At 64.4% G+C, this 20,903-nt stretch carries 16 protein-coding genes; 9 read left to right on the top strand and 7 right to left on the bottom strand.

All coding sequences use genetic code 11. The annotated features are described in order from the left end of the window. The first annotated feature begins 60 nt into the window (after window positions 1-60). A complete protein-coding gene (locus ASG84_RS06705) occupies window positions 61-2,346 on the top strand; it encodes a HelD family protein (protein ID WP_156399410.1) in 2,286 nt (761 codons plus the stop codon). 70 nt (window positions 2,347-2,416) lie between these two features. On the opposite strand, the gene ASG84_RS06700 is transcribed toward ASG84_RS06705, so the two are convergent. Further along, entirely contained in the window at window positions 2,417-2,869 is a 453-nt protein-coding gene (locus ASG84_RS06700; RefSeq protein WP_057476200.1) for a universal stress protein, read from the bottom strand. Between the two features lie 182 nt (window positions 2,870-3,051). Between ASG84_RS06700 and ASG84_RS06695 the strand changes: the two genes are divergently transcribed. Both ASG84_RS06695 and ASG84_RS06690 read left to right on the top strand, forming a co-directional pair. Next, window positions 3,052-5,904 carry an alpha/beta fold hydrolase gene (locus ASG84_RS06695; protein WP_057476199.1) on the top strand — a complete coding sequence of 951 codons (2,853 nt, stop codon included), beginning with the start codon at window positions 3,052-3,054 and terminating at the stop codon, window positions 5,902-5,904. After that, window positions 5,901-6,758: an ABC transporter permease gene (locus ASG84_RS06690; protein WP_057476198.1), complete on the top strand. Its 858-nt coding sequence runs from the start codon at window positions 5,901-5,903 to the stop codon at window positions 6,756-6,758. Before ASG84_RS06695 ends, ASG84_RS06690 begins: the two co-directional genes overlap by 4 nt. Before the next feature lie 6 nt (window positions 6,759-6,764). Here the strand turns inward: ASG84_RS06690 and ASG84_RS06685 are convergent, their stop codons facing one another. Both ASG84_RS06685 and uvrB read right to left on the bottom strand, forming a co-directional pair. Beyond that, complete coding sequence (locus ASG84_RS06685) at window positions 6,765-7,631, bottom strand: SCO6745 family protein (RefSeq protein WP_057476197.1); 867 nt, start codon at window positions 7,629-7,631, stop codon at window positions 6,765-6,767. A gap of 30 nt (window positions 7,632-7,661) precedes the next feature. Next, the gene (uvrB, locus tag ASG84_RS06680; protein ID WP_057476196.1) at window positions 7,662-9,824 is read right to left on the bottom strand and encodes an excinuclease ABC subunit UvrB; all 2,163 of its coding nucleotides are present in this window, start codon (window positions 9,822-9,824) and stop codon (window positions 7,662-7,664) included. Window positions 9,825-9,902: 78 nt separating this feature from the next. On the opposite strand from uvrB, the gene ASG84_RS06675 reads away from it, so the two are divergent. Continuing rightward, window positions 9,903-10,448, top strand: a complete 546-nt coding sequence (locus ASG84_RS06675) for a DUF402 domain-containing protein (protein ID WP_057476195.1) — start codon at window positions 9,903-9,905, stop codon at window positions 10,446-10,448. 15 nt (window positions 10,449-10,463) lie between these two features. Here the strand turns inward: ASG84_RS06675 and coaE are convergent, their stop codons facing one another. Then, the gene (gene coaE / locus ASG84_RS06670; RefSeq protein WP_057476194.1) at window positions 10,464-11,681 is read right to left on the bottom strand and encodes a dephospho-CoA kinase; all 1,218 of its coding nucleotides are present in this window, start codon (window positions 11,679-11,681) and stop codon (window positions 10,464-10,466) included. A 130-nt stretch (window positions 11,682-11,811) separates the two neighbouring features. On the opposite strand from coaE, the gene ASG84_RS06665 reads away from it, so the two are divergent. Beyond that, window positions 11,812-12,021, top strand: coding sequence for a hypothetical protein (locus tag ASG84_RS06665; protein ID WP_032378969.1), 210 nt, complete (start codon window positions 11,812-11,814; stop codon window positions 12,019-12,021). A 162-nt stretch (window positions 12,022-12,183) separates the two neighbouring features. On the opposite strand, the gene rpsA is transcribed toward ASG84_RS06665, so the two are convergent. Then, window positions 12,184-13,662, bottom strand: a complete 1,479-nt coding sequence (rpsA, locus tag ASG84_RS06660) for a 30S ribosomal protein S1 (RefSeq protein WP_027497255.1) — start codon at window positions 13,660-13,662, stop codon at window positions 12,184-12,186. Window positions 13,663-13,876: 214 nt separating this feature from the next. Here rpsA and ASG84_RS06655 point away from each other — a divergent pair, with 214 nt between their 5' ends. Continuing rightward, complete coding sequence (locus ASG84_RS06655) at window positions 13,877-14,704, top strand: class I SAM-dependent methyltransferase (protein WP_057476193.1); 828 nt, start codon at window positions 13,877-13,879, stop codon at window positions 14,702-14,704. Between the two features lie 12 nt (window positions 14,705-14,716). Here the strand turns inward: ASG84_RS06655 and ASG84_RS06650 are convergent, their stop codons facing one another. Then, complete coding sequence (locus ASG84_RS06650) at window positions 14,717-15,814, bottom strand: isocitrate/isopropylmalate dehydrogenase family protein (RefSeq protein ID WP_057476259.1); 1,098 nt, start codon at window positions 15,812-15,814, stop codon at window positions 14,717-14,719. 10 nt (window positions 15,815-15,824) lie between these two features. Between ASG84_RS06650 and ASG84_RS06645 the strand changes: the two genes are divergently transcribed. From ASG84_RS06645 to trxA, 3 genes are all read left to right on the top strand, one after another. Next, entirely contained in the window at window positions 15,825-16,331 is a 507-nt protein-coding gene (locus ASG84_RS06645) for a 2'-5' RNA ligase family protein (protein WP_057476192.1), read from the top strand. Window positions 16,332-16,537: 206 nt separating this feature from the next. After that, window positions 16,538-17,536, top strand: a complete 999-nt coding sequence (locus ASG84_RS06640; protein WP_057476191.1) for a GlxA family transcriptional regulator — start codon at window positions 16,538-16,540, stop codon at window positions 17,534-17,536. An 86-nt stretch (window positions 17,537-17,622) separates the two neighbouring features. Further along, a complete protein-coding gene (gene trxA, locus ASG84_RS06635; RefSeq protein ID WP_057476190.1) occupies window positions 17,623-17,994 on the top strand; it encodes a thioredoxin in 372 nt (123 codons plus the stop codon). 92 nt (window positions 17,995-18,086) lie between these two features. Here the strand turns inward: trxA and polA are convergent, their stop codons facing one another. After that, window positions 18,087-20,828, bottom strand: coding sequence for a DNA polymerase I (gene polA / locus ASG84_RS06630; protein ID WP_057476258.1), 2,742 nt, complete (start codon window positions 20,826-20,828; stop codon window positions 18,087-18,089). Between the last annotated feature and the right edge of the window lie 75 nt (window positions 20,829-20,903).

Genomic DNA, 20,903 nt, shown 5'->3' with positions numbered 1-20,903 from the left:
CGGCCGAACTCCCGAGGAGACCCTTTGCCGGACGACGGCCACACATCGAACGGCTCCGACATGCCGATCGAAGAAGACTTCGAGCAAGCGCATCTGACGAGGCTGTATACGCAGCTCGACGCGTTGCGCGAATACGCGGCGAACCGACTGCGGGCCGTGCTGTTGGAGACCGGCGGAACACCGCAGGCGCGAAGCGAACGCGAATCGTTCAACCAGATGTACACCGAAGACATCGCCAAATACGACGCCGCGGAGAACGGGTTGTGCTTCGGACGCATCGACCTCGATCCGGATTCTCTCGATCCCAAGGTCGACGACCGTCCCGAACGCTACATCGGCCGCGTCGGAATCCTCGACGACAAGAACGACTACGAAACACTGCTGCTGGACTGGCGGGCACCCATGGCCCGGCCGTTCTACCTGGCAACGCCGGCCGCACCGGAAAACGTGTTGCGACGCAGGCACATTCGCACCCGTGGCCGCCGCGTGACGTCGATCGCCGACGAATTCCTGGACCTGAAATCTGCTCGAACGTCGAGCGATGCTGCCGTAGCAGGCGGAGTCGCAAGCGAAGGTGCGTTGCTCTCGGCCTTGGATGCTGCGCGTACCGGCCAGATGAACGACATCGTGGAAACGATCCAGAGCGAGCAGGACGCGATCATCCGGTCGCAACATCGCAGTGTGCTGGTCGTTCAGGGCGGGCCGGGCACAGGTAAGACCGCCGTCGCGCTGCACCGCGCCGCGTACCTGCTCTACACCTACCGTCAGCAGCTGGGCAAGAGCGGCGTGCTCATCATCGGACCCAACGCGACGTTCCTCGACTACATCGGACAGGTGCTGCCCTCGCTCGGCGAGACGGGTGTGCTGTTGTCCACGATCGGTGACCTCTACCCGGGAGTCCGTGCGCGACGCGAGGATTCGGCCCTGGCCACCGAGGTCAAGGGCAGATTGTCGATGGTCGAGGTACTGACCCGAGCGGTACGCGACCGGCAGGAAGTTCCTGCACAGCCGCGTCGGCTGACATTCGACACCTACGACATCACCCTCGACCGCAAGATCGTCACCCGAGCCCGCGGACGCGCCCGATCGTCGCGTCGACCGCACAACCTCGCTCGGCCGTTGTTCGTATCATCGGTGATCGACCAACTGGCCAATCAACTGGCAGCGAAGTTGGGCCAGAACCTGGTCGACGGATCCAGCCTGCTCAGCGCAGACGACATCGCTGACATGCGCGACGAGATGCGCGAAGACCACGACGTCATGGCCGCTGTCGACGAACTGTGGCCGGACCTGTCTCCCCAACAGGTTCTCCACGACCTGTTCGCCTCGCCCGAAAAGATCGCCTCGGCCGCACCGGAACTGGACGCGGACGAGCGCGCCTCGCTTCTCCGTGCGGGTCGGGGTTTCTCCGCGGCCGACGCTCCCCTGCTCGACGAGTTGGCCGAGTTGCTCGGCGTGGACGATGCGGCCGAGCGTGAGCAGGCTCAACGTCAGTGGCGTGGCCAGATCGCCGATGCCCAGGGCGCTCTGGACATCCTGACCGGCTCGGCACCACAGGACCTCGAGGACGAACTCGATCCGGAGATTCTGATGGCCTACGACTTGATCGATGCCGATCAGCTTGCGCGGCGACAGAATTCGGGTCAACGCCTCACCACCGCCGAACGGGCAGCCGGCGACCGAACCTGGACTTACGGGCACGTGATAGTCGACGAGGCTCAGGAGCTGTCGACCATGGCGTGGCGAATGGTGATGCGACGCATACCGAATCGGTGGATGACACTGGTGGGTGATACTGCACAGACCGGCGATCCCGCCGGAACGTCCTCCTGGAGTTCGGTACTCGAACCCTATGTGGCACAGCGCTGGAAGCGGACCGAACTGACGGTCAACTACCGGACGCCGTCGGAGATCATGGTGGTGGCGCACGACGTGCTGGCCGCGATCGATCCCGAGCAGTCCGAGCCCCGTTCCATCCGCAGCACCGGCGTCAGACCGTGGGCGCAACAGGTGCTGGAGGCAGACGTGTTCTCCGCAGTGGAGAAGCGAGTCGCAGAGCACCCGCGACCTGGACTGAGCGCAGTGCTCGTTCCGGCCGGTCGCGTCTCGGACTTCCGACATCTGGCATCGGACGTGGTGACCGTGTCCTCGGTCAAGGACGCGAAAGGGCTCGAGTTCGACTCGGTTCTCATCGTCGAGCCGAGTGCCATCGTGGCCGAGTCGGCCAAGGGAATGAACGACCTCTACGTGGCACTGACCCGAGCCACCCAGAGACTCGGCGTGGTGCACGCCGACGCGTTGCCGAAGGAACTCTCGGCGTTGCAGCCTTTCGAGCCGGAAGCCTAGAGACACGCACACATCAGCGGCCCGCTCCGTCGATTCGACGAACCGGGCCGCTGATGTGTTCAGGCCGAAATCAGCGGACGGTGTGCACGATCAGGACATCGCAGGTGGACTTGCGAGCGGCGTCCGACGGAACCGAACCCAACAGGCGCCCGGTCAACGAGTTCAGTCCGCGGTTGCCGACGACGAGCAGATCGCCCTTCACCTCGTCCACGAGCGCCAGCAGCGACTCGACGGGAGAACCGACGATCGCCTTCTCCTCGATGTTCTTCGCACCGGCCTTGGTGGCGTGCTCACGCGCAGTGCGCAGAATCTCCCGCGTCGGTGCCGATCCGGTGATCTGGTAGGCGTCCTCGCGCAGTGCATCGGCGGCAGCGGACGTGTCCTTCGGATCGGCCGGGTAGTACGCGCAAGCGATAACCAGGGTGGCATCGGCGTCTCCCGCCAGAGCCGCGGCCTTCTCCACTGCCCGCAGTGACGATTCGGAGCCATCGGTCCCGACGACGACGGTGCGGTAGGCGCTCATTCATTCCTCCATTTGTCGGTCACACACAGATGTGACACTTCTGGTCGAACTCGATTGGGGCAAGTCACAGAACCGAAAGACGTGGTCCGGGGACTGATTCGCTGACATTAGCCGGAACCGGCCGATCGGCACGTGAAGTTGGGGAACAACACGATCCGCGCCACTCACATACATTGGTTTGCATGCCGATTCCCCGCCCGCCACTGTCGAGACGGGCCATGACTGTCGGTGCCGCTGTGATTGCAGTTCTGGCGGTAGCCGCTCTCGCATTCGTACTCCTCCCCCAGGATTCGAGCGCCGACACATCCACTCGTGATGCGCGCATCACGCTACCGGACAGCCCCGAGTCGACGGGCACCGTCGACATCGACGCACGGCTCTACGCCCCGGCGCTCACACCAGCGCCGACGGTGCTTCTCGCCCACGGGTTCGGCGGCAGCAAGGACTCGGTCGACGGTGAGGCACGCGACCTCGCGGCCCGCGGGTACACCGTCCTCGCCTACAGCGCACGCGGGTTCGGCGACAGCACAGGTTCGATCTCGATCAACGACCCCGATCGCGAGGTCGCGGACGCTCGCGGACTCATCGACTGGCTCGCCGAACAACCGGAAGTGGAACTCGACGCTCCCGGCGACCCGCACATAGGAGTCGCCGGCGGTTCGTACGGCGGCGCGCTGGCACTGAGTGCAGGCGGCACCGACCCCCGCATCGATTCCATCGCCGCCGCGATCACCTGGAACGACTTGGGTCAGGCCCTGTTCCCCAACTACGGCGTCACCTCCACCCAGGGCCGAGAAGCCCTCCGCGACACGGTCACTCCTGCCGCGGCGGAGTACGGCGGACCCGGCGTGCTCAAGCGTGGCTGGGCCGGTGTGTTCTTCGGAGCGGGCGCAGCGAGCACGCCGCCCGGCGACGGTGAAGGTGCCGGCACCGAAACATCGGGAGCCGGTGACGGCGCGTCCGCATGCGGCAGGTTCGCACCCGAGTTCTGCGACGCCTACACGCAATCCGCGGTGACAGGGATCCCAAGCCAACAGCTCCTCGATCTGCTGACCGCACACTCACCCGTCGCGGTGGCGTCGAACATCACGGCACCGACTCTGCTGGTGCAGGGCACCCAGGACACACTGTTCGGACTGGATCAGGCCGATGCGACGGCGCGTCAGATCGCGGCGGCCGGTGGAAACGTGACCGTGCGTTGGTTCGACGGCGGCCACGATGCCGGCGGAACGGACGCCACGAGCGATCGAGCCATCGCCGACTTCTTCGACACGACGTTGCGCGACAGCGACTCTGCCACCGGTACGAACCCGTTCGTCTACTCGACTCAGCGGGCCGCCGACGAACGCGGTGGCGACCGCAACCGCCGGATGACGGCTCCCGACTACCCAGGACTGACGGCCGACTCCGACGCCACCCGGACCGAATCCGTCACGTTCACTCCCCGGGCCGAGAACCAGTCGATCATTCGTCCACCCGGCGCGTCGCCGTCGGCGATCTCGTCGGTTCCCGGATTGGGCTCGGTGCTCTCGACTCTCGGATCGACCGGGGCCGGAGCAGCGCTGACCGCGGATCTGCCGGGCCAGTCGGCCACATTCACCAGCGATCCCGTCGAATCCTCCGAGACGATCACCGGTGCACCTCGAGTGAACCTACGAGTGGCGTCATTGGCCTCACCGAATCAAGCCGTGCTGTTCGCGAAGCTCTACGACGTGGCACCGAACGGCACGAGAACGCTTCCCGGGGGCGCGGTCTCGGCCATCCGCCTACCCGACACCCAGGGCATCGATCCCGTCGACGTCACAGTTGCGTTGCCTGGCATCAGCTACATCGTGCAGCAGGGTCACCGCCTCGAACTGAGCATCTCCACCACCGATCAGGCGTACGCCGTTCCGCTCGAACCGGCCCAGTTCAGCGTGGCCATGACCGACAACACCATTGCGCTGCCCACCGTCCCCGCCGAGGAGAGCGCCAACAGCACCGTTCCGGTGGCACCGCTGGTCGGCATCGGGGTCGTTCTGTTCGCGGTCGCCGGCGCAATCGTGGCCGGAGTCGTACGGACCAGACGCCGCGCGGTCGCCGAAGTGGACGAGAGTCTGATCGACACTCCCCTGGTGATCACCGACCTGGCCAAGACGTACTCCAACGGCTTCCGCGCGGTCGACGGTGTCAGCTTCGAGGTGAAGCAGGGCCAGGTTCTGGGCCTCCTCGGGCCCAATGGTGCCGGAAAGACCACCACGCTACGGATGCTGATGGGCCTGATCACTCCCACCGGCGGTGACATCCGTGTCTTCGGGCACAAGGTGACTCCAGGCGCGCCGGTGCTGTCCAGACTCGGCTCGTTCGTCGAGGGATCAGGATTCCTTCCCCACCTGACCGGAACGCAGAATCTGCGGCTGTACTGGGAAGCGACCGGCCGCCCGATCGAGGACGCTCATCTCGAGGAAGCCCTCGAGATCGCAGACCTCGGCACCGCGATCGAACGCAAGGTCAAGTCGTACAGCCAAGGCATGCGGCAGCGGCTCGCGATCGCCCAGGCCATGCTAGGGCTGCCGGATCTGATGGTCCTCGACGAACCGACCAACGGACTCGATCCACCGCAGATCAGGACGATGCGCGACGTGCTGATCAACTACGCGAAGACCGGCCGAACGGTGCTGGTGTCGAGCCACCTACTCGCCGAGGTCGAACAGACCTGTACCCACGTGGTCGTCATGAATCGCGGATCGGTGATCAGTTCCGGCACCGTCCGCGAACTGACCGCAGCGGGCGGGCAAACGGAGATCAGGGTCGACGACGCCACCCGCGCGCGGTCGGTGCTCGACGCCTCCGGCCACGACGGCGCGGTGATCGTCGACGACGGAACGGTGACCGTCGACCTGACCGACGCCGACTCCGCCGTCGTGATCAGGGAACTCGTCACCGGAGGGGTCTCGGTGCGCGGATTCTCGCAATCGACTCGCCTCGAAGACGTGTTCCTCGACCTCGTCCACCGAGACACCCCAGGGTTCGACGCCAGCAAGGATCGCTCATGAGCACCGCACACGCAGACGGGCGCGCTGCCGGTTACACCGGCGGCAGCACCTTGCCCTTCCGTACCGAGTTGCGCAGGCAGCTGGGTCGCCGTCGAACTCAGTTGGCCATCGGTTTTCTTGCCCTGCTCCCGGTGATCCTCGCGATCGCCTTCACCGTCGGCAGCTCGAGTGACGACGCGGACGCCGGTGGACTGATCGAACTCGGTACCCGCGGAGGCATGAACTTCACGGTCTTCGCACTGTTCATGTCGGTGGGGTTCCTGCTGATCGTCGTGGTGGCGCTGTTCTTCGGCGACTCGGTGGCCAGCGAGGCCTCGTGGTCCAGTCTGAGATACCTGCTGGCCATTCCCGTGCCCCGTAGCCGACTGCTCACGCAGAAAGCACTGGTATCCGCCACGCTGTCCAGCGTGGCGATCGTCGTGCTCGTCGGGGTGTCGCTGCTGATCGGCACCGTGCTCTACGGCGCAGAGTCGCTCATCACGCCGCTCGGTGAGGGACTGTCGTACGGAACCTCACTGGTGCGGTTGCTTATCGCAGTTGCCTACATCGGCATCAACCTGCTGTGGGTAGCCGGCCTGGCGATGCTGTTGTCGGTGCTGACCGACGCCCCGCTCGGGGCCGTCGGCGGCGCGGTGATGACGTCGATCCTCATGCAGATTCTCGATCAGATCACGGCACTGGGATCGCTTCGCAACTATCTGCCCGGGCACTACGCGAACTCGTGGATCGACGCCTTCGGAACGAGTATCGACTGGAACGACATGGTGGTGGGATCGTACTCGGCCATCACGTACGCGGCAGTGTTCGGGTTGATCGCATGGCGACGTTTCGCCACCAAGGACATCACCAGCTGAGGCGGCCTACTTCTTCTTGATCGCGGGTCCGAAGACGCCCTCGGGAATGACGCCCAGGCCGACGATCGACTCACGCCACGGCGTCGCCAGCGAGACCAGCCGAGCGGCCCCGTCCTCGCCGAGGGCGGCCCACGGCGCAACCGCGAGGTCGTTGGTGATGTCCTCGACCAACGTGCGGAGATCTTTCCCGTCCTGAGTCAGGGCACCGTCGGACGAGAGCAGCTCTCGGTCGGCCAGAGACGCGACCGCGCCGTCCCACTGCTCGGTCGACCATCCGCGACGCTTGCGCGCGAACTCCTTCTCGAAGCCGTAGCCGGTGGCGGTGTGGGTGATCAGCGCTTCGAGACCGCTCAGGCCCGCCGTCTGCAGCGCCGCAATGTGGCCGTCGCCGCGGTATTCGCGGATCAGGGTCAGGGCATGCCACAACACCAGGTGCGGCGCTGTGGGCCAGTCGAGCTCGGCGTATGCGGCGAACAGGGGTCGACCGTCGTCACCGGGGATCCCACGGGCAGCGATCGATGCCAGATCGGCAGCCTCGGACATGTCCGCGGACGTCAGAACCTCGGGGCCGAGCAGTCGACCGAAGGCAGCGTCGAGAGTCTCGTACCGGATCGCCATGATCTCGTCGGGTGATGCGATGTCCCAGGCGGCCGGGATGAGCGGTGCCACCTGTTCACGGTTGAAGTTGTAGAACGTGGCGGTGACGACACCTGCGCCGACCCGTCCCAGAGGCGCTGCACGCCCCGCGAAATAACAGGCCCGCGGCGGCAACCCCGCCGCCACCAAGGCGTCCTGCGTCTCCGGAAGGAAGTAGGTCATCGAGTGAATCAGTTCGAGCGCGCGAGAGGTGCGGCCGGCGGTGGTTGCGTCCATTGCTGAACCGTATCGCGTCTCCCACCTGCCCTATTTGAGCCCTGCCGCGTCCATTCCGCGCAGTTCCTTCTTCAGATCTTGAATCTCGTCTCGTAACCGCCCTGCGAGCTCGAATTTCAGTTCGCGGGCAGCGTTCATCATCTGGTCGGTCATGTTCTTGATCAGATCGGCCAGCTCCGCGCGCGGCATCGACGACACGTCTTGACCCTCGTAGACCCCGGAGCTGACGGACCGCCCTGCTTCGCCCTGCGCGCGTCGCCCCCGGCTGGCGTTGCGGCCGGAACCACCGATTTCGACGACGTTGTCGGTGTCCTCGGCTTCCTGATACACCTGATCGAGGATGTCGGCGATCTTCTTGCGCAACGGCTGTGGATCTACTCCCCGCTCCTTGTTGTACGCGATCTGCTTCTCGCGCCGACGTTCGGTTTCCTCGATTGCGTACGTCATCGAGTCCGTCATCTTGTCGGCGTACATGTGCACTTCGCCGGACACATTTCGGGCGGCACGGCCGATTGTCTGGATGAGGCTCGTACCGCTGCGGAGGAAGCCTTCCTTGTCGGCGTCGAGAATCGCGACGAGCGACACTTCCGGAAGGTCGAGGCCCTCACGCAGCAGGTTGATGCCCACCAGTACGTCGTACTCGCCGAGTCGAAGTTGCCGGAGCAGCTCCACTCGGCGAAGCGTGTCGATGTCGGAATGCAGGTAACGCACGCGAATGCCCAGTTCGAGAAGGTAGTCGGTGAGATCTTCCGACATCTTCTTGGTCAGGGTGGTCACCAACACGCGCTCGTCCTTCTCCGCGCGCTCCCGAATCTGATGCACCAGATCGTCGATCTGTCCCTTGGTCGGCTTGATGACCACCTGGGGATCGACAAGTCCGGTCGGCCTGATGACCTGCTCGACGAATTCCCCGCCGGTCTGACCCAACTCGTACTTTCCTGGGGTGGCGGAGAGATAGACCGTCTGACCGATCCGCTTGGTGAACTCTTCCCACGTCAGCGGACGGTTGTCGGTCGCCGACGGGAGACGGAACCCGAAATCGACCAGGTTTCGCTTGCGCGACATGTCGCCCTCGTACATCGCTCCGATCTGGGGCACGGTGACGTGCGACTCGTCGATGACGAGCAGGAAATCCTCGGGAAAGTAGTCGATCAACGTCGCCGGTGCTGTGCCGGCCCCGCGGCCGTCGATGTGGCGCGAGTAGTTCTCGATTCCCGAGCAGAACCCCACCTGCTTGATCATCTCCAGGTCGTATTGCGTCCGCATCCGCAACCGTTGTGCCTCCAGCAGCTTCCCCTTGCCCTCCAACTCGGCCAGACGCGCTTCGAGTTCGGCTTCGATGTCCTTGACGGCTCGTTCCATCCGCTCCGGCCCGGCAACATAGTGAGTGGCCGGGAAGATGCGTACGGAATCGACCTGCCGGACGATGTCCCCGGTCAGCGGGTGCAAATAATAGAGCGCCTCGATCTCGTCGCCGAAGAACTCGATACGAATTGCCAGTTCCTCGTACGACGGAATGATCTCGACGGTGTCGCCGCGAACCCGGAACGATCCGCGGGTGAACGCCATGTCGTTGCGGGTGTACTGCACGTCCACCAGCAGCCGCAGCAGTGCATCACGCTGGACTTCGACATTGACTTCGAGCTCGATCGACCGGTCGACGTACGACTGCGGAGTTCCGAGGCCGTAGATGCAGGACACCGAGGCCACCACCACCACGTCGCGTCGTGAGAGCAGAGATGCAGTGGCCGAGTGCCGCAGCCGCTCGACATCGTCGTTGATCGACGAGTCCTTCTCGATGTAGGTATCGGTCTGAGCGATGTACGCCTCGGGCTGGTAGTAGTCGTAGTACGAGACGAAGTACTCGACTGCATTGTTGGGCAGCATGTCTCGCAACTCGTTCGCCAACTGCGCAGCCAGGGTCTTGTTCGGCGCCATCACCAGGGTGGGACGCTGCAGCTTCTCGATCAGCCAGGCCGTGGTGGCCGATTTGCCGGTACCCGTGGCACCGAGAAGCACGACGTCCTTCTCGTCCGCCTTGATCCGCCGTTCGAGCTCGGCGATAGCGGTCGGCTGATCGCCGGCCGGTACGTGTTCGCTGACGACCTCGAACGCCGGTCCGGTGCGTTCGATCGCGCCCACCGGACGATGTTCGGAGTGCGCGACGACGGGATGTTCGGATGCAAACGCCATTACACAAGCGTAGACGCGACCACCGACAAGTTCCGTAGGACAGACTCCTGAGGTCGGTTCCCGGTAGCTTCTACAGGCATGGTCGCTCACACGTCAGCCGGTGCGCACACCGTCGTCCATGCCCCCAAGCACGAGACGTTCGACCTCGTTGCCAAAACCAACGTGGACCCCAAAGGATTCGTGCGCGTCGTGGACGAATATCGCGTCGAGCCGTGGGGGCTGTACATGGCCAGACCCTCGGACCATGCCCACTTCGACTACCTGGAGTCCTGGCTCCTGCCTGCTCTCGGGCTCCGCGCCTCGGTGTTCCACTACCTACCCGCGCACGCACGCGACCAGGACTACTACGTCGACATCGGCGAGTACACGGCCGGCACTACCGAGTGGACCTCCGTCGACCATTATCTGGACCTCAGTGTCCGCACCGGCCGCGATTACGACCTGCTCGACGTCGACGAGTTGTTCGACGCAAGGGTGGCGCAGCACCTGGACACCCCGACCGCCGAGCTCGCTCTGTCCAGATCGATCACGGCCATCGAAGGGCTGACGCGGCACGATTACGACCTGAACGCCTGGCTCGCGTCCGTCGGTATGCCGACGGAGTGGAACGGCAAACCATCCTGATGGATACCGTCCGGTTCATGCCGTCCAGTTCGTCTGCTCCGCCCACTGCCACGCCCGACGGTAGGCAACGTCGAACCACGGTGCCTTGGCGTTCTCGTACGCTTCGATCGCAGATCGATAGTCCGTAATCCCTGCAGCCGCCTCCGAGGCGCGCCGCTTGATTCCCGCGTATTCCGTCGCGACCGCTGAGTCCACTCGTAGCCAGTCACGGAACAACAGAGCGAACTTCTGGTTCGGCCAACCGTCGACTCGAACATGAACATTGGCCGGTCGACCCGGATCGGCGTTGCCGTGAAAACGCTTGCCCCACACCGCCGGGTCGGCCTCGCCACCCATTCCGTATGCAGGCTTCGGATCGTCGAAGTTACTGGTCTCGACTCCGGGGAACCCGGCAAGACGCAACCGATCGCCGACCGCGTCCGCATCGTCTAGAGAATGCACCGTGATTTGAATGTCGATGACGTCCTTGGCGTCGAGACCGGGCACGGCGGTGGATCCCACATGGTCGATTCGGACGGCTTCGTCCGCACAGGCCAGAGCCAAGCGACCGATGATTCGGCGAGCCTGCAACTCCCATGCCGGGTCTGCCGTTACCTGTTCCGGATGCGTGCGGGCGACGATGCCCTCTCTTATGTTGCGCTCGAAGGGAATCAGGCGCTCGTTCCACAGGAGCCGAACCTGCTCGTCGACGCTGCCCGGCGCACCGGTGTTGTCGATCCATACGTCTGCTGCGGCTCGGCGTGCGTCATCGCTTGCTTGCGCGGCGATTCGCGCACGGGCGTCGGCCTCGGGCATGTTCCGTTGCCCGGTGAGCCGGCGTACTCGTTCTTCGGCGTCGACCCAGACGACCACGACAAGGTGGAAGAACGGACCCATCGAGCCTTCGACGAGCAGCGGAATATCCTGCACCACAATGGCATCCGAGGCCGCACCGTCGATGATCTCGGCAGTACGCTTACCGACCAGCGGGTGGACGATGCCGTTGAGCTTCTTCCGGGATTCCTCGTTCCCGAACGCCACGGCCGCCAACGCCGGACGGTCCAACGAACCGTCGGGGGCGAGAATGTCTGCTCCGAAGGTATCCGTCAGTTGTTGCAGCCCTGGCGTTCCCGGTTCCACGACTTCGCGGGCGAGCACATCGGAGTCGACGAGAACTCCACCCAGCTCGGTCAGCACCTTGGCCACGGTCGATTTTCCGGCACCTATTCCGCCGGTCAGTCCCAGTCTCAGCATGCACCCAGTCTGACACTCGAACACGCCGAAGCACACCAGCCCCAAATGCACCGGTTTCGGAGGTCTGTCGGTTATCTTCGACCAAGCGCGACCTCTATGTGCCGACCCACTGCTATTGAAAAGGACACCCATGCGAAGCAATCAGATCCAACCGGGTCGGCACCGCCTTGGCATGGATGCAGGCGTACATTGCGTTCTCATTCCGGAAGTTGCCTCGGCGTTGGCCGACCACCGGCGTAACTGGTTCACCAATCTCCTCACCCCCGCCCGCCACAGCTTCGCCAGCATGCGCAAGCGCACGGAGAGCGTCGGTCAGTGGAGTCCAGCCACCGCCGCGTAGTTCGCACTTCCCCCTCACACATGGGCCCGGTTCATCGGAACCGGGTCCATTGTCGTCTCGCGAGCCGAACGTGTCCGCCCGACTGCATTCGAACGAGAAAGCCCCGGCTCTCACGAAGAGAACCGGGGCTGCGGTCACACCCTCACGGGTGGACAACTTCTATCAGGCGTTGCCGGACAGCTTCTCGCGAAGTGCAGCAAGCTGCGCATCGCTGGCCAGCGATCCACCGGTCGAGGCCGGAGCCGACGCTGCGGGAGCGTCGCCTTCTGCGTCGGCGGGGGCCTGACCCGACTCGGAGGAGTAGTTGGTGTTGGCGGCTTCGGCAGCTTCGTCCTTGGCCGTCTTCTCCATCTGAGCGGTGTGCATCTTGTGGCGACGCTCTGCCTCGGCGTAGCGACCTTCCCACTCTTCACGCTGCTTCTCGTAACCTTCGAGCCATTCGTTGGTCTCGGAGTCGAAGCCCTCGGGGAAGATGTAGTTGCCACCCTCGTCGTACGAGTCGGCCATGCCGTACTTGGACGGATCGAACTCTTCTGCGTAGTCCTCGTTGGCCTGCTTGAGGCTCAACGAAATCCGGCGACGCTCGAGATCGATGTCGATGACCTTGACGAGAGCGTCGTCGCCGACACCCACGACCTGGTCCGGAACCTCCACGTGGCGCTCGGCCAGCTCGGAGATGTGCACGAGGCCCTCGATGCCCTCTTCGACGCGCACGAATGCACCGAAGGGAACCAGCTTGGTGACCTTGCCGGGCACGATCTGGCCGATCGCGTGGGTGCGAGCGAACTGGCGCCACGGATCTTCCTGAGTTGCCTTGAGCGACAGAGACACACGCTCGCGGTCCAGGTCGACGTCGAGAACCTCGACGGTGACCTCGGTGCCGACCTCGACGACCTCGGACGGGTGATCGATGTGCTTCCAGGACAGCTCGGAGACGTGCACCAGGCCGTCGACGCCACCCAGGTCCACGAAGGCACCGAAGTTGACGATGGAGGACACGACGCCCTTACGGACCTGGCCCTTCTGGAGCTGGTGCAGGAACTCGCTGCGGACCTCGGACTGGGTCTGCTCGAGCCATGCGCGACGCGACAGGACCACATTGTTGCGGTTCTTGTCGAGCTCGATGATCTTGGCCTCGATCTCCTTGCCGACGTACGGCTGGAGGTCGCGGACACGACGCATCTCGACGAGCGAGGCAGGCAGGAAGCCGCGGAGACCGATATCCAGGATGAGTCCACCCTTGACGACCTCGATGACGGTGCCCTTGACGGCCTCGTCCTTCTCCTTGAGCTCCTCGATCGTGCCCCAAGCGCGCTCGTACTGAGCTCGCTTCTTGGACAGGATCAGGCGGCCTTCCTTGTCCTCCTTGGTGAGGACGAGTGCTTCGATCTCATCTCCCACGGAGACGACCTCATTGGGGTCGACGTCGTGCTTGATGGAGAGCTCGCGAGAAGGGATGACGCCTTCGGTCTTGTAACCGATGTCGAGTAGAACCTCGTCGCGATCGACCTTGACGATGGTGCCTTCGACGATGTCACCATCGTTGAAGTACTTGATCGTCGCGTCGATGGCTGCGAGAAAATCCTCTGCGGAGCCGATATCGTTTACGGCCACCTGCGGTGAGGTTGTGGTTGAGGGCATGTGTTGAGTTGCTCCGGACGGGTTGGGTATCGGTTGATGGATGTTCGGTCGGACTTGTAGAACATGTGCAGCACGAGAGTCGACGGCGATATTCCTGCCGCCTCCGCGAACGCCGAGGACGGGCGGACCCGACCTGAGCGCAGCATGAGCACACTCGCGGTGATCAGGGTACGCGATGCCGCAGTACCAGCACAAACCCGGTTAGAGTCGGCGTGTGAGCGATCTTCCTGCGCAGTCGTCCACTCCCGGCCGCGGCCGTGTCGATTCGGCCGCGAGCGATCGCGCCAGCAGACTCTGGTGGGACTCCGACGCCGACAACTACCACCGTACGCACGGCGCGTTTCTCGGTGTGTCGACCGACACCGGCGAATTTGTCTGGTGCCCGGAGGGACTGCACGAGGGCGATGTGCACCTGTTGGGCGACGTCGCAGGCAAAGACGTCCTCGAAGTGGGCTGCGGCAGTGCACCGTGCGCACGCTGGCTCGGTGCTCAGGGTGCCCGTGCGGTCGGTCTCGACATCTCGATGGGCATGTTGCAGCGAGGCGTCGACGCCATGGCCGCGGGCGGTTCGACGGTTCCGCTGGTCCAGGCCAGTGCCGAATCGTTGCCGTTCGGCGACGAACGATTCGACATCGTCTGCTCGGCCTTCGGCGCGGTTCCGTTCGTCGCGGACTCCGCCAACGTCATGAAGGAAGTCGCGCGAGTGCTTCGACCGGGCGGCATCTGGGTGTTCGCCGTCAATCACCCGATGCGCTGGGTATTCCCCGACGATCCAGGGGTCGGCGGGCTGACCGCGACGATTCCGTACTTCGACCGGACCCCGTACGTCGAATACGACGCTGACGGCATCCCGAACTACGTGGAGCATCACCGCACGATCGGTGATCGAGTGCGTGAACTGGTCGCCGCCGGCCTCGAGGTGCGCGACATCGTCGAGCCGGATTGGCCCGAGTGGTTGGACCGGGAATGGGGGCAGTGGAGCCCGCTACGTGGGCAGCTCTTTCCCGGCACCGCAATCTTCAGCAGCCGAAAACCGGACTGAGTCCGTCGTCGATCAGCGCCGGTGCACCCGCGCCTCGACAGTCTCGGTGAAGGCGCTGGTCGAGGCCTGCCCACCGAGGTCGGCTGTCGCGACGCCGGATTCGACGGTGTCGTCGACCGCGTGTCGGATCCGCCCGGCGGCTGCAGCGAGTTGATCGTTCCCGTGCCGATCGGCGAGCCACTCGAGCAGCATTGCTGCCGACAGGAACAGGGCCGTCGGGTTGGCGCGATTCTTGCCCGCGATGTCCGGGGCAGATCCGTGCGATGCCTGCGCCATGGCCTGGGTCTGCGAGGAATTGATCGACGGGGCGGTACCGAGCGAGCCGGACAGCTCTCCCGTCAGATCCGACAGGATGTCGCCGAACATGTTCTCGGCCACGATGACGTCGTAGTCCTGACCGCGCCGGACCAGGTGCGCGGCCAGCGCGTCGACGTGTTCCTCGGTGACCTCGACGTGCGGGAACTGCTGGCCCACGGCGCGGCACGCATCGCGGAACAATCCCGTCGTCATCGACAGCACGTTGGTCTTGTGGACGATGGTGAGCGTGCGGCGGCGTCTGTCTGCGAGCAGGAATGCCTCACGCGCAATGCGTTCGCATGCCCGGCGGGTGAACACCCCGACCGCGAGTGCCACGTCGGGAGTCGGCATGAATTCTCCGCTGCCCACGAACATGTTTCTATCGGCATAGAACCCCTCGGTGTTCTCCCGGACCACGATCAAGTCCATGTTCGGCGACATGGCCCGCACGCCGGCAAGGGCTCTCGCAGGCCGGATGTTCGCGAACAGGTCGAAATCCTTCCGAATCCGCCCGCCCGGGGTCAGCTGCGAACGAAACGGCTCCGGGTACGAGGCGCTGTCGTGGGGCCCCAGAATCCAGCACTCGAGCTCACCCAGTTCCTGCAGTGTGCGCGCGGGTATCGCCGTGCCGTGCTCGTCGATGGCATCGCGCCCCAGAGGGAGGTGCACCCAGTCGACGGCCGGTCCACCGACAGCCGCCAGTGCCGCGTCGACCACCCGGATCGTCGCAGGCACGATCTCGTGACCGATTCCGTCGCCGGTCATGGCTCCGATTCGTAGCGCCCTTACATTCCGGCCGTTCGTCTGCGACATCATGACCCCTATGGTGCAGTCTGCAGAACTCCTACTCGATCCCGCCCTCGATGCTTCGGTTCGCCGCGAGTGGGCGGCACTGTCGGATGCCGGCCTCCCGAGCCAGAACAGGCACCGCGGTGAATCGAATCGACCGCACATCACCGTCGCGGTGGCAGCATCGATGCCAGACGCGGTGGACGACGGCGCAGCGATTCGTTTCGACCCGCTCGATGTGCGACTCGGGGGCCTCGTCGTATTCGGCGGCCGGAGCGCAACCCTGGCACGTCTGGTCGTGCCGAGCGTCGAACTGCTCGACCTACACGCCAGGGTGCACGCCGCCGTGGGCCCGGGATCGTTCGACAATGTCGACACCGGACGCTGGACGCCGCACGTGACACTGGCTCGGCGGTTGACAACCGTGGAGGCAGGAGCCGCCGTGCAGTTGCTGTCGAACAGCATCGAGGACCTGATGGGGTCTGCCGTGGCCCTACGTCGCTGGGACGGCGAGGCCAAGCGCGAGTGGCGAATCGGCTGACCGCAGCATCAGAAGGTGAAGTCCCCGAACTGAGTCACCTCCGAATGAGTGTCGGGAGCGAAGCCTGCGATCACGAGGGCATCGATGGCCAAGAAGGACAGCACAACTACCAATACAATTGTCATGCTCCTAGCGTCCTACCAGCAGAGAGTCCCCACGAGTGGCAGTAACGTCATATATCCGCGACTTTCTGCCATACTGGTCGCATGCTGAAACGGGTGGTCGTTGCGTTGATGCCGTTGACCGAACAGTTCGAGATGGGCGTCGCGTGCGAGGTGTTCGGTTTCGATCGTTCGGACGAGGGTCTACCTACCTACGACTTCTCACTGATCGCCGGAGTACCCGAACCGATCCGTACACGCTTCGGCTACACCATCGGCGTGCCTCACGATCTCGATCGACTCGACGATGCCGATCTGATCATCATTCCGGCCGGTGGCACCGAAGCCGCCGAAGACGGGACCTATGTCTGCGGAGTCGGATACAACTCGTCCATCGAGCCACTCCTGGCGAAGCTTCGTGCGGCCGTCGACCGAGGTGCCATGGTCGCCAGCCTGTGCAACGGCGCCTTCGTACTCGCCAGAGCTGGGCTGCTCGACGGCAGACGATGCACCACGCACTGGCGACACTCCGCCTTGCTCGCCGCGGAATACCCTCTCGCACAGGTCGATCCGAACGTTCTCTACGTCGACGACGGCAACGTGCTCACCAGTGCGGGCACCGCAGCGGGAATCGATCTGTGTCTGCACATCGTGCGGAAGTACCAGGGCAGCGTCGTGGCCAACGGGATCGCCCGCCGAATGGTCGTCCCGCCACACCGAGACGGTGGCCAAGCCCAGTTCGTCACCAGTCCCCTGCCCACCACTCACACCGAGACGCTGGCCCCGCTGCTGGACTGGATGACCGAGAACCTCGACTCAGAACTGACCATCGGCCGACTCGCCGCGCGAGTGAACATGTCGGCGAGAACCTTCGCCCGCAAGTTCGCGGCCGAAACCGGAACGACGCCCGCGCGGTGGCTCAACGATCAACGCGTGTTGGCAGCACAACAATTGCTGGAGAACTCCGACCTTCCGATGGATTCGATCGCCGAGGTGGTCGGCTTCGGAAACGCCGCCGCCCTGAGGCAGCATTTCGTGAGATTGCGATGCACCACCCCGAACTCGTATCGAAGGACGTTCCGGGCCACGCCCCAGCCCGTTTGACACCTGCGCTCCGACACAGTCGGGAAGATTCCGACGAGTACCTGCGTTGAGACACACCAGAAGCGCAATCAATCGAAAGGGACCGCGTGGCCACTCAGACTTTGACTCAGCAGAACTTCGACGACATCGTCACCAACAACGACGTGGTGTTGGTCGATTTCTGGGCATCCTGGTGCGGCCCCTGCCGCCAGTTCGCTCCGACATTCGAGAAGTCCTCGGACGCACACCCCGACGTCGTACACGCCAAGGTCGACACCGAGGCCGAGCAGGGTCTTGCTGCGGCAGCGCAGATCCAGTCCATCCCGACCATCATGGCGTTCCGCGAGGGAATTCTCGTCTACGCACAGCCCGGTGCACTGCCTGCGCCGGCGCTCGAAGACCTCGTCGGACAGATCAAGTCACTCGATATGGACGTAGTGCGCCAGCAGATCGCCGAGCAGGCTCCCGCCGCGGAGTAGCTCGTCACACAGCACGACGCGAAGGGCCGCTCACCGAGTTCGGTGAGCGGCCCTTCGTTGTGCCACGGGTTGCATCGGTGAGCTGGCCCGATTCAGTGAGCTGCGGCATCCCAGCTTCGGCCGGTACCGACCGACACTTCGAGCGGCACCGAGAGTTCGATCGCCGACGACATCTTGTTCCGCACCAGAGCCTCGACCTCCTCGCGCTCGGAGTCGACGACCTCGAGCACCAGTTCGTCGTGCACCTGCAGCAACATGCGCGACTTCAGGGTCGACTCGGCGAGTGAGCGGTGCACATCGATCATCGCAACCTTGATGATGTCGGCGGCGGTGCCCTGGATGGGGGCGTTGAGTGCAGCGCGCTCGGCTACCTCTCGCCGCTGACGGTTGTCGCTGTTGAGATCCGGCAGGTACCGGCGCCTGCCGTACAGCGTCGAGGTGTACCCCACCTTGCGCGCTTCCTCGACGGCGTTGCGCAGGTAGTCGCGGACGCCGCCGAATCGCGCGAAGTACGCCTCCATCTGCTGCTTCGCCTCCTCGGTGGAGATCTTGAGTTGCGCGGCGAGGCCGAATGCGCTGAGCCCGTAGGCCAGTCCGTAGGACATCGCCTTCACTCGACGACGCAGTTCGGGGGTGACCTCGTCGATCGGCACCCCGAACGCGCGGGAACCGACGAAGCTGTGGAGGTCCTCACCGGTGTTGAAGGCCTCGATCAGGCCCTCGTCTCCGGACACGTGCGCCATGATGCGCATCTCGATCTGGCTGTAGTCGGCGGTGAGCAACGAGTCGTAGCCGGCACCGACGACAAAGCCGTCTCGGATGTGCCGACCGGCCTCGTTGCGCACCGGGATGTTCTGCAGGTTCGGTTCGGTGGACGACAGTCGACCGGTCGCCGCAACGGTCTGGTTGAACGTGGTGTGGATACGTCCGTCGTCCGCGACGGATTTGAGCAGGCCGTCGACCGTCACCTTCATGCGTGTCGCGTCTCGGTGATCGAGCAAGAACTTCAGGAACGGATGCTCGGTCTTCTCGAACAACCCCTGCAGCGCATCGGCATCGGTGGTGTAACCGGTCTTCGTCTTCTTGGTCTTGGGCATGTCGAGTTCCTCGAACAGCACCACCTGCAACTGCTTCGGTGACCCGAGGTTGATCTGCTTGTCGATCACGCCGTACGCGGAGTTCGCGGCCTCGTCGACCTGCGCGGCGAAACCGGACTGCAGCGAGCGAAGGTGGTCGCTGTCGACGGCGATTCCGGTCGCTTCGACGTCTGCCAAGACCGTGAGCAACGGCAGCTCCATCTCGGAGAGCAGCGTGGTCGATTCGATGGCAGCGAGTTCGGCGTCCAGGGCCTCGGCCAGGTCGATGACGGCCCGTGCCTTGAGGATCTCGCCCTCCGCGAATGCCGCATCAGCGGTGTCCTCGGCATCGAGGAGCGACATCTGGCCTTCACCTGCGTCCTCGACGCGGAGCTCTCGCTTGAGATAGCGCAGCGACAGGTCGTCGAGATTGAACGACCGTTGACCTGGCCGCACGAGATACGCGGCGAGCGCAGTGTCGGTGGTCAACCCCGCGAGAATCCAGCCACGCCCCCGCACCGCGTGCAACGCCCACTTGGCCTCGTGCAGAGCCTTGGGTTGCGCCGAATCTGCGAGCCAGGCAGCGAGTGCGCGCTCGTCGGATTCGTCGAGGGCCGTCGTCGTGACGAACGCGCCTTCACCGTCGGCCGCAGCGATCGCCACCGACGTTGCATCGCTGTCGAAGGGCCTGCGCGGTCCCAGCACGGAGAGACCACTGCGTCGACCGTCGGACGCATGTTCTTCCAACCACGCCGCCAACTCACCCGGAGCGACGATGCCGCCGCGGACGTCGAAGCCTTCCTCGGCTTCCGGCTCGACCGACGCGAGCGTCTCGAACAGTCTGTCTCGAAGAATGCGAAATTCCAGATCGTCGAACAGCGCGTGGATCTTCTCGCGGTCCCACGGGGCGAGTTCGAGCTGATCGGGGGTGTACGGCAACGGCACATCGCGCACCATCTCGGTGAGCTCGCGGTTGAGCACCACACTCGACAGGTTGGCGCGCAGCGCATCGCCGACTTTCCCTTTGACCTTGTCCACGTTGTCGACAAGCGCGGTGAGCGAACCGTATTCGATGATCCACTTGGTCGCGGTCTTCTCCCCGACTCCCGGAATGCCGGGGAGGTTGTCGCTCGGATCTCCACGAAGGGCAGCGAAGTCCGGATACTGCGCAGGCGTCAACCCGTATTTGCCGGCCACCTCCTCGGGGGTGAACCGGGTCAGGTCCGAGACGCCCTTGCGTGGGTACAGGACCGTCACGTTGTCGGTGACCAACTGCAGAGCGTCCCGGTCACCGGTGACCACGAGCACGCGATAGCCCAGCGCCTCTGCCTGCGTCACCAGAGTGGCGATGATGTCGTCCGCCTCGAATCCGGCCTCTGCCATCACGGGAATACCCATGGCTCCGAGAACATCCTTGGTGATGTCGACCTGCCCGGCGAACTCGTCGGGGGTCTTGCTGCGGTTGGCCTTGTACTCGGGGAACCGCTCTGCGCGGAAGGTCTGCCGAGAAACATCGAACGCCGCCGCGATATGCGTCGGTTTCTCGTCCCGCAGCAGATTGATCAACATCGAGGTGAACCCGTAGACGGCATTGGTGGACTGACCGCTGGTGGTCTTGAAGTTGTCCGCGGGCAAGGCGAAGAAGGCCCGGAACGCCATCGAGTGGCCGTCGATGAGCAGCAGCGTCGGCCGCTCCCCGCCCGCTTTCGCATCGGTCTCGGCTGCGGGCGCTGCGCTTTTCTCCGTTACTGGGCTCACGGTTGACCAGTCTAGGGAGCCGGTCCGACAACCTGTAGCCGGATGCACGAGCCACGACGCGATCGCACTCACGGC

Source organism: Rhodococcus sp. Leaf278 (assembly GCF_001426085.1).
Lineage (GTDB): Bacteria > Actinomycetota > Actinomycetes > Mycobacteriales > Mycobacteriaceae > Rhodococcoides.
The sequence above is the reverse complement of the archived record's forward strand: the minus strand, read 5'-3'. Positions and strand labels throughout refer to the sequence as shown.

Coding starts and splice junctions, on each gene's coding strand:
- ASG84_RS06705 (WP_156399410.1), top strand. CDS start 61: ATGCCGATCGAAGAAGACTTCGAGCAAGCGCATCTGACGAGGCTGTAT.
- ASG84_RS06700 (WP_057476200.1), bottom strand. CDS start 2,869: ATGAGCGCCTACCGCACCGTCGTCGTCGGGACCGATGGCTCCGAATCG.
- ASG84_RS06695 (WP_057476199.1), top strand. CDS start 3,052: ATGCCGATTCCCCGCCCGCCACTGTCGAGACGGGCCATGACTGTCGGT.
- ASG84_RS06690 (WP_057476198.1), top strand. CDS start 5,901: ATGAGCACCGCACACGCAGACGGGCGCGCTGCCGGTTACACCGGCGGC.
- ASG84_RS06685 (WP_057476197.1), bottom strand. CDS start 7,631: ATGGACGCAACCACCGCCGGCCGCACCTCTCGCGCGCTCGAACTGATT.
- uvrB (WP_057476196.1), bottom strand. CDS start 9,824: ATGGCGTTTGCATCCGAACATCCCGTCGTCGCGCACTCCGAACATCGT.
- ASG84_RS06675 (WP_057476195.1), top strand. CDS start 9,903: ATGGTCGCTCACACGTCAGCCGGTGCGCACACCGTCGTCCATGCCCCC.
- coaE (WP_057476194.1), bottom strand. CDS start 11,681: ATGCTGAGACTGGGACTGACCGGCGGAATAGGTGCCGGAAAATCGACC.
- ASG84_RS06665 (WP_032378969.1), top strand. CDS start 11,812: ATGCGAAGCAATCAGATCCAACCGGGTCGGCACCGCCTTGGCATGGAT.
- rpsA (WP_027497255.1), bottom strand. CDS start 13,662: ATGCCCTCAACCACAACCTCACCGCAGGTGGCCGTAAACGATATCGGC.
- ASG84_RS06650 (WP_057476259.1), bottom strand. CDS start 15,814: ATGTCGCAGACGAACGGCCGGAATGTAAGGGCGCTACGAATCGGAGCC.
- ASG84_RS06645 (WP_057476192.1), top strand. CDS start 15,825: ATGGTGCAGTCTGCAGAACTCCTACTCGATCCCGCCCTCGATGCTTCG.
- ASG84_RS06640 (WP_057476191.1), top strand. CDS start 16,538: ATGCTGAAACGGGTGGTCGTTGCGTTGATGCCGTTGACCGAACAGTTC.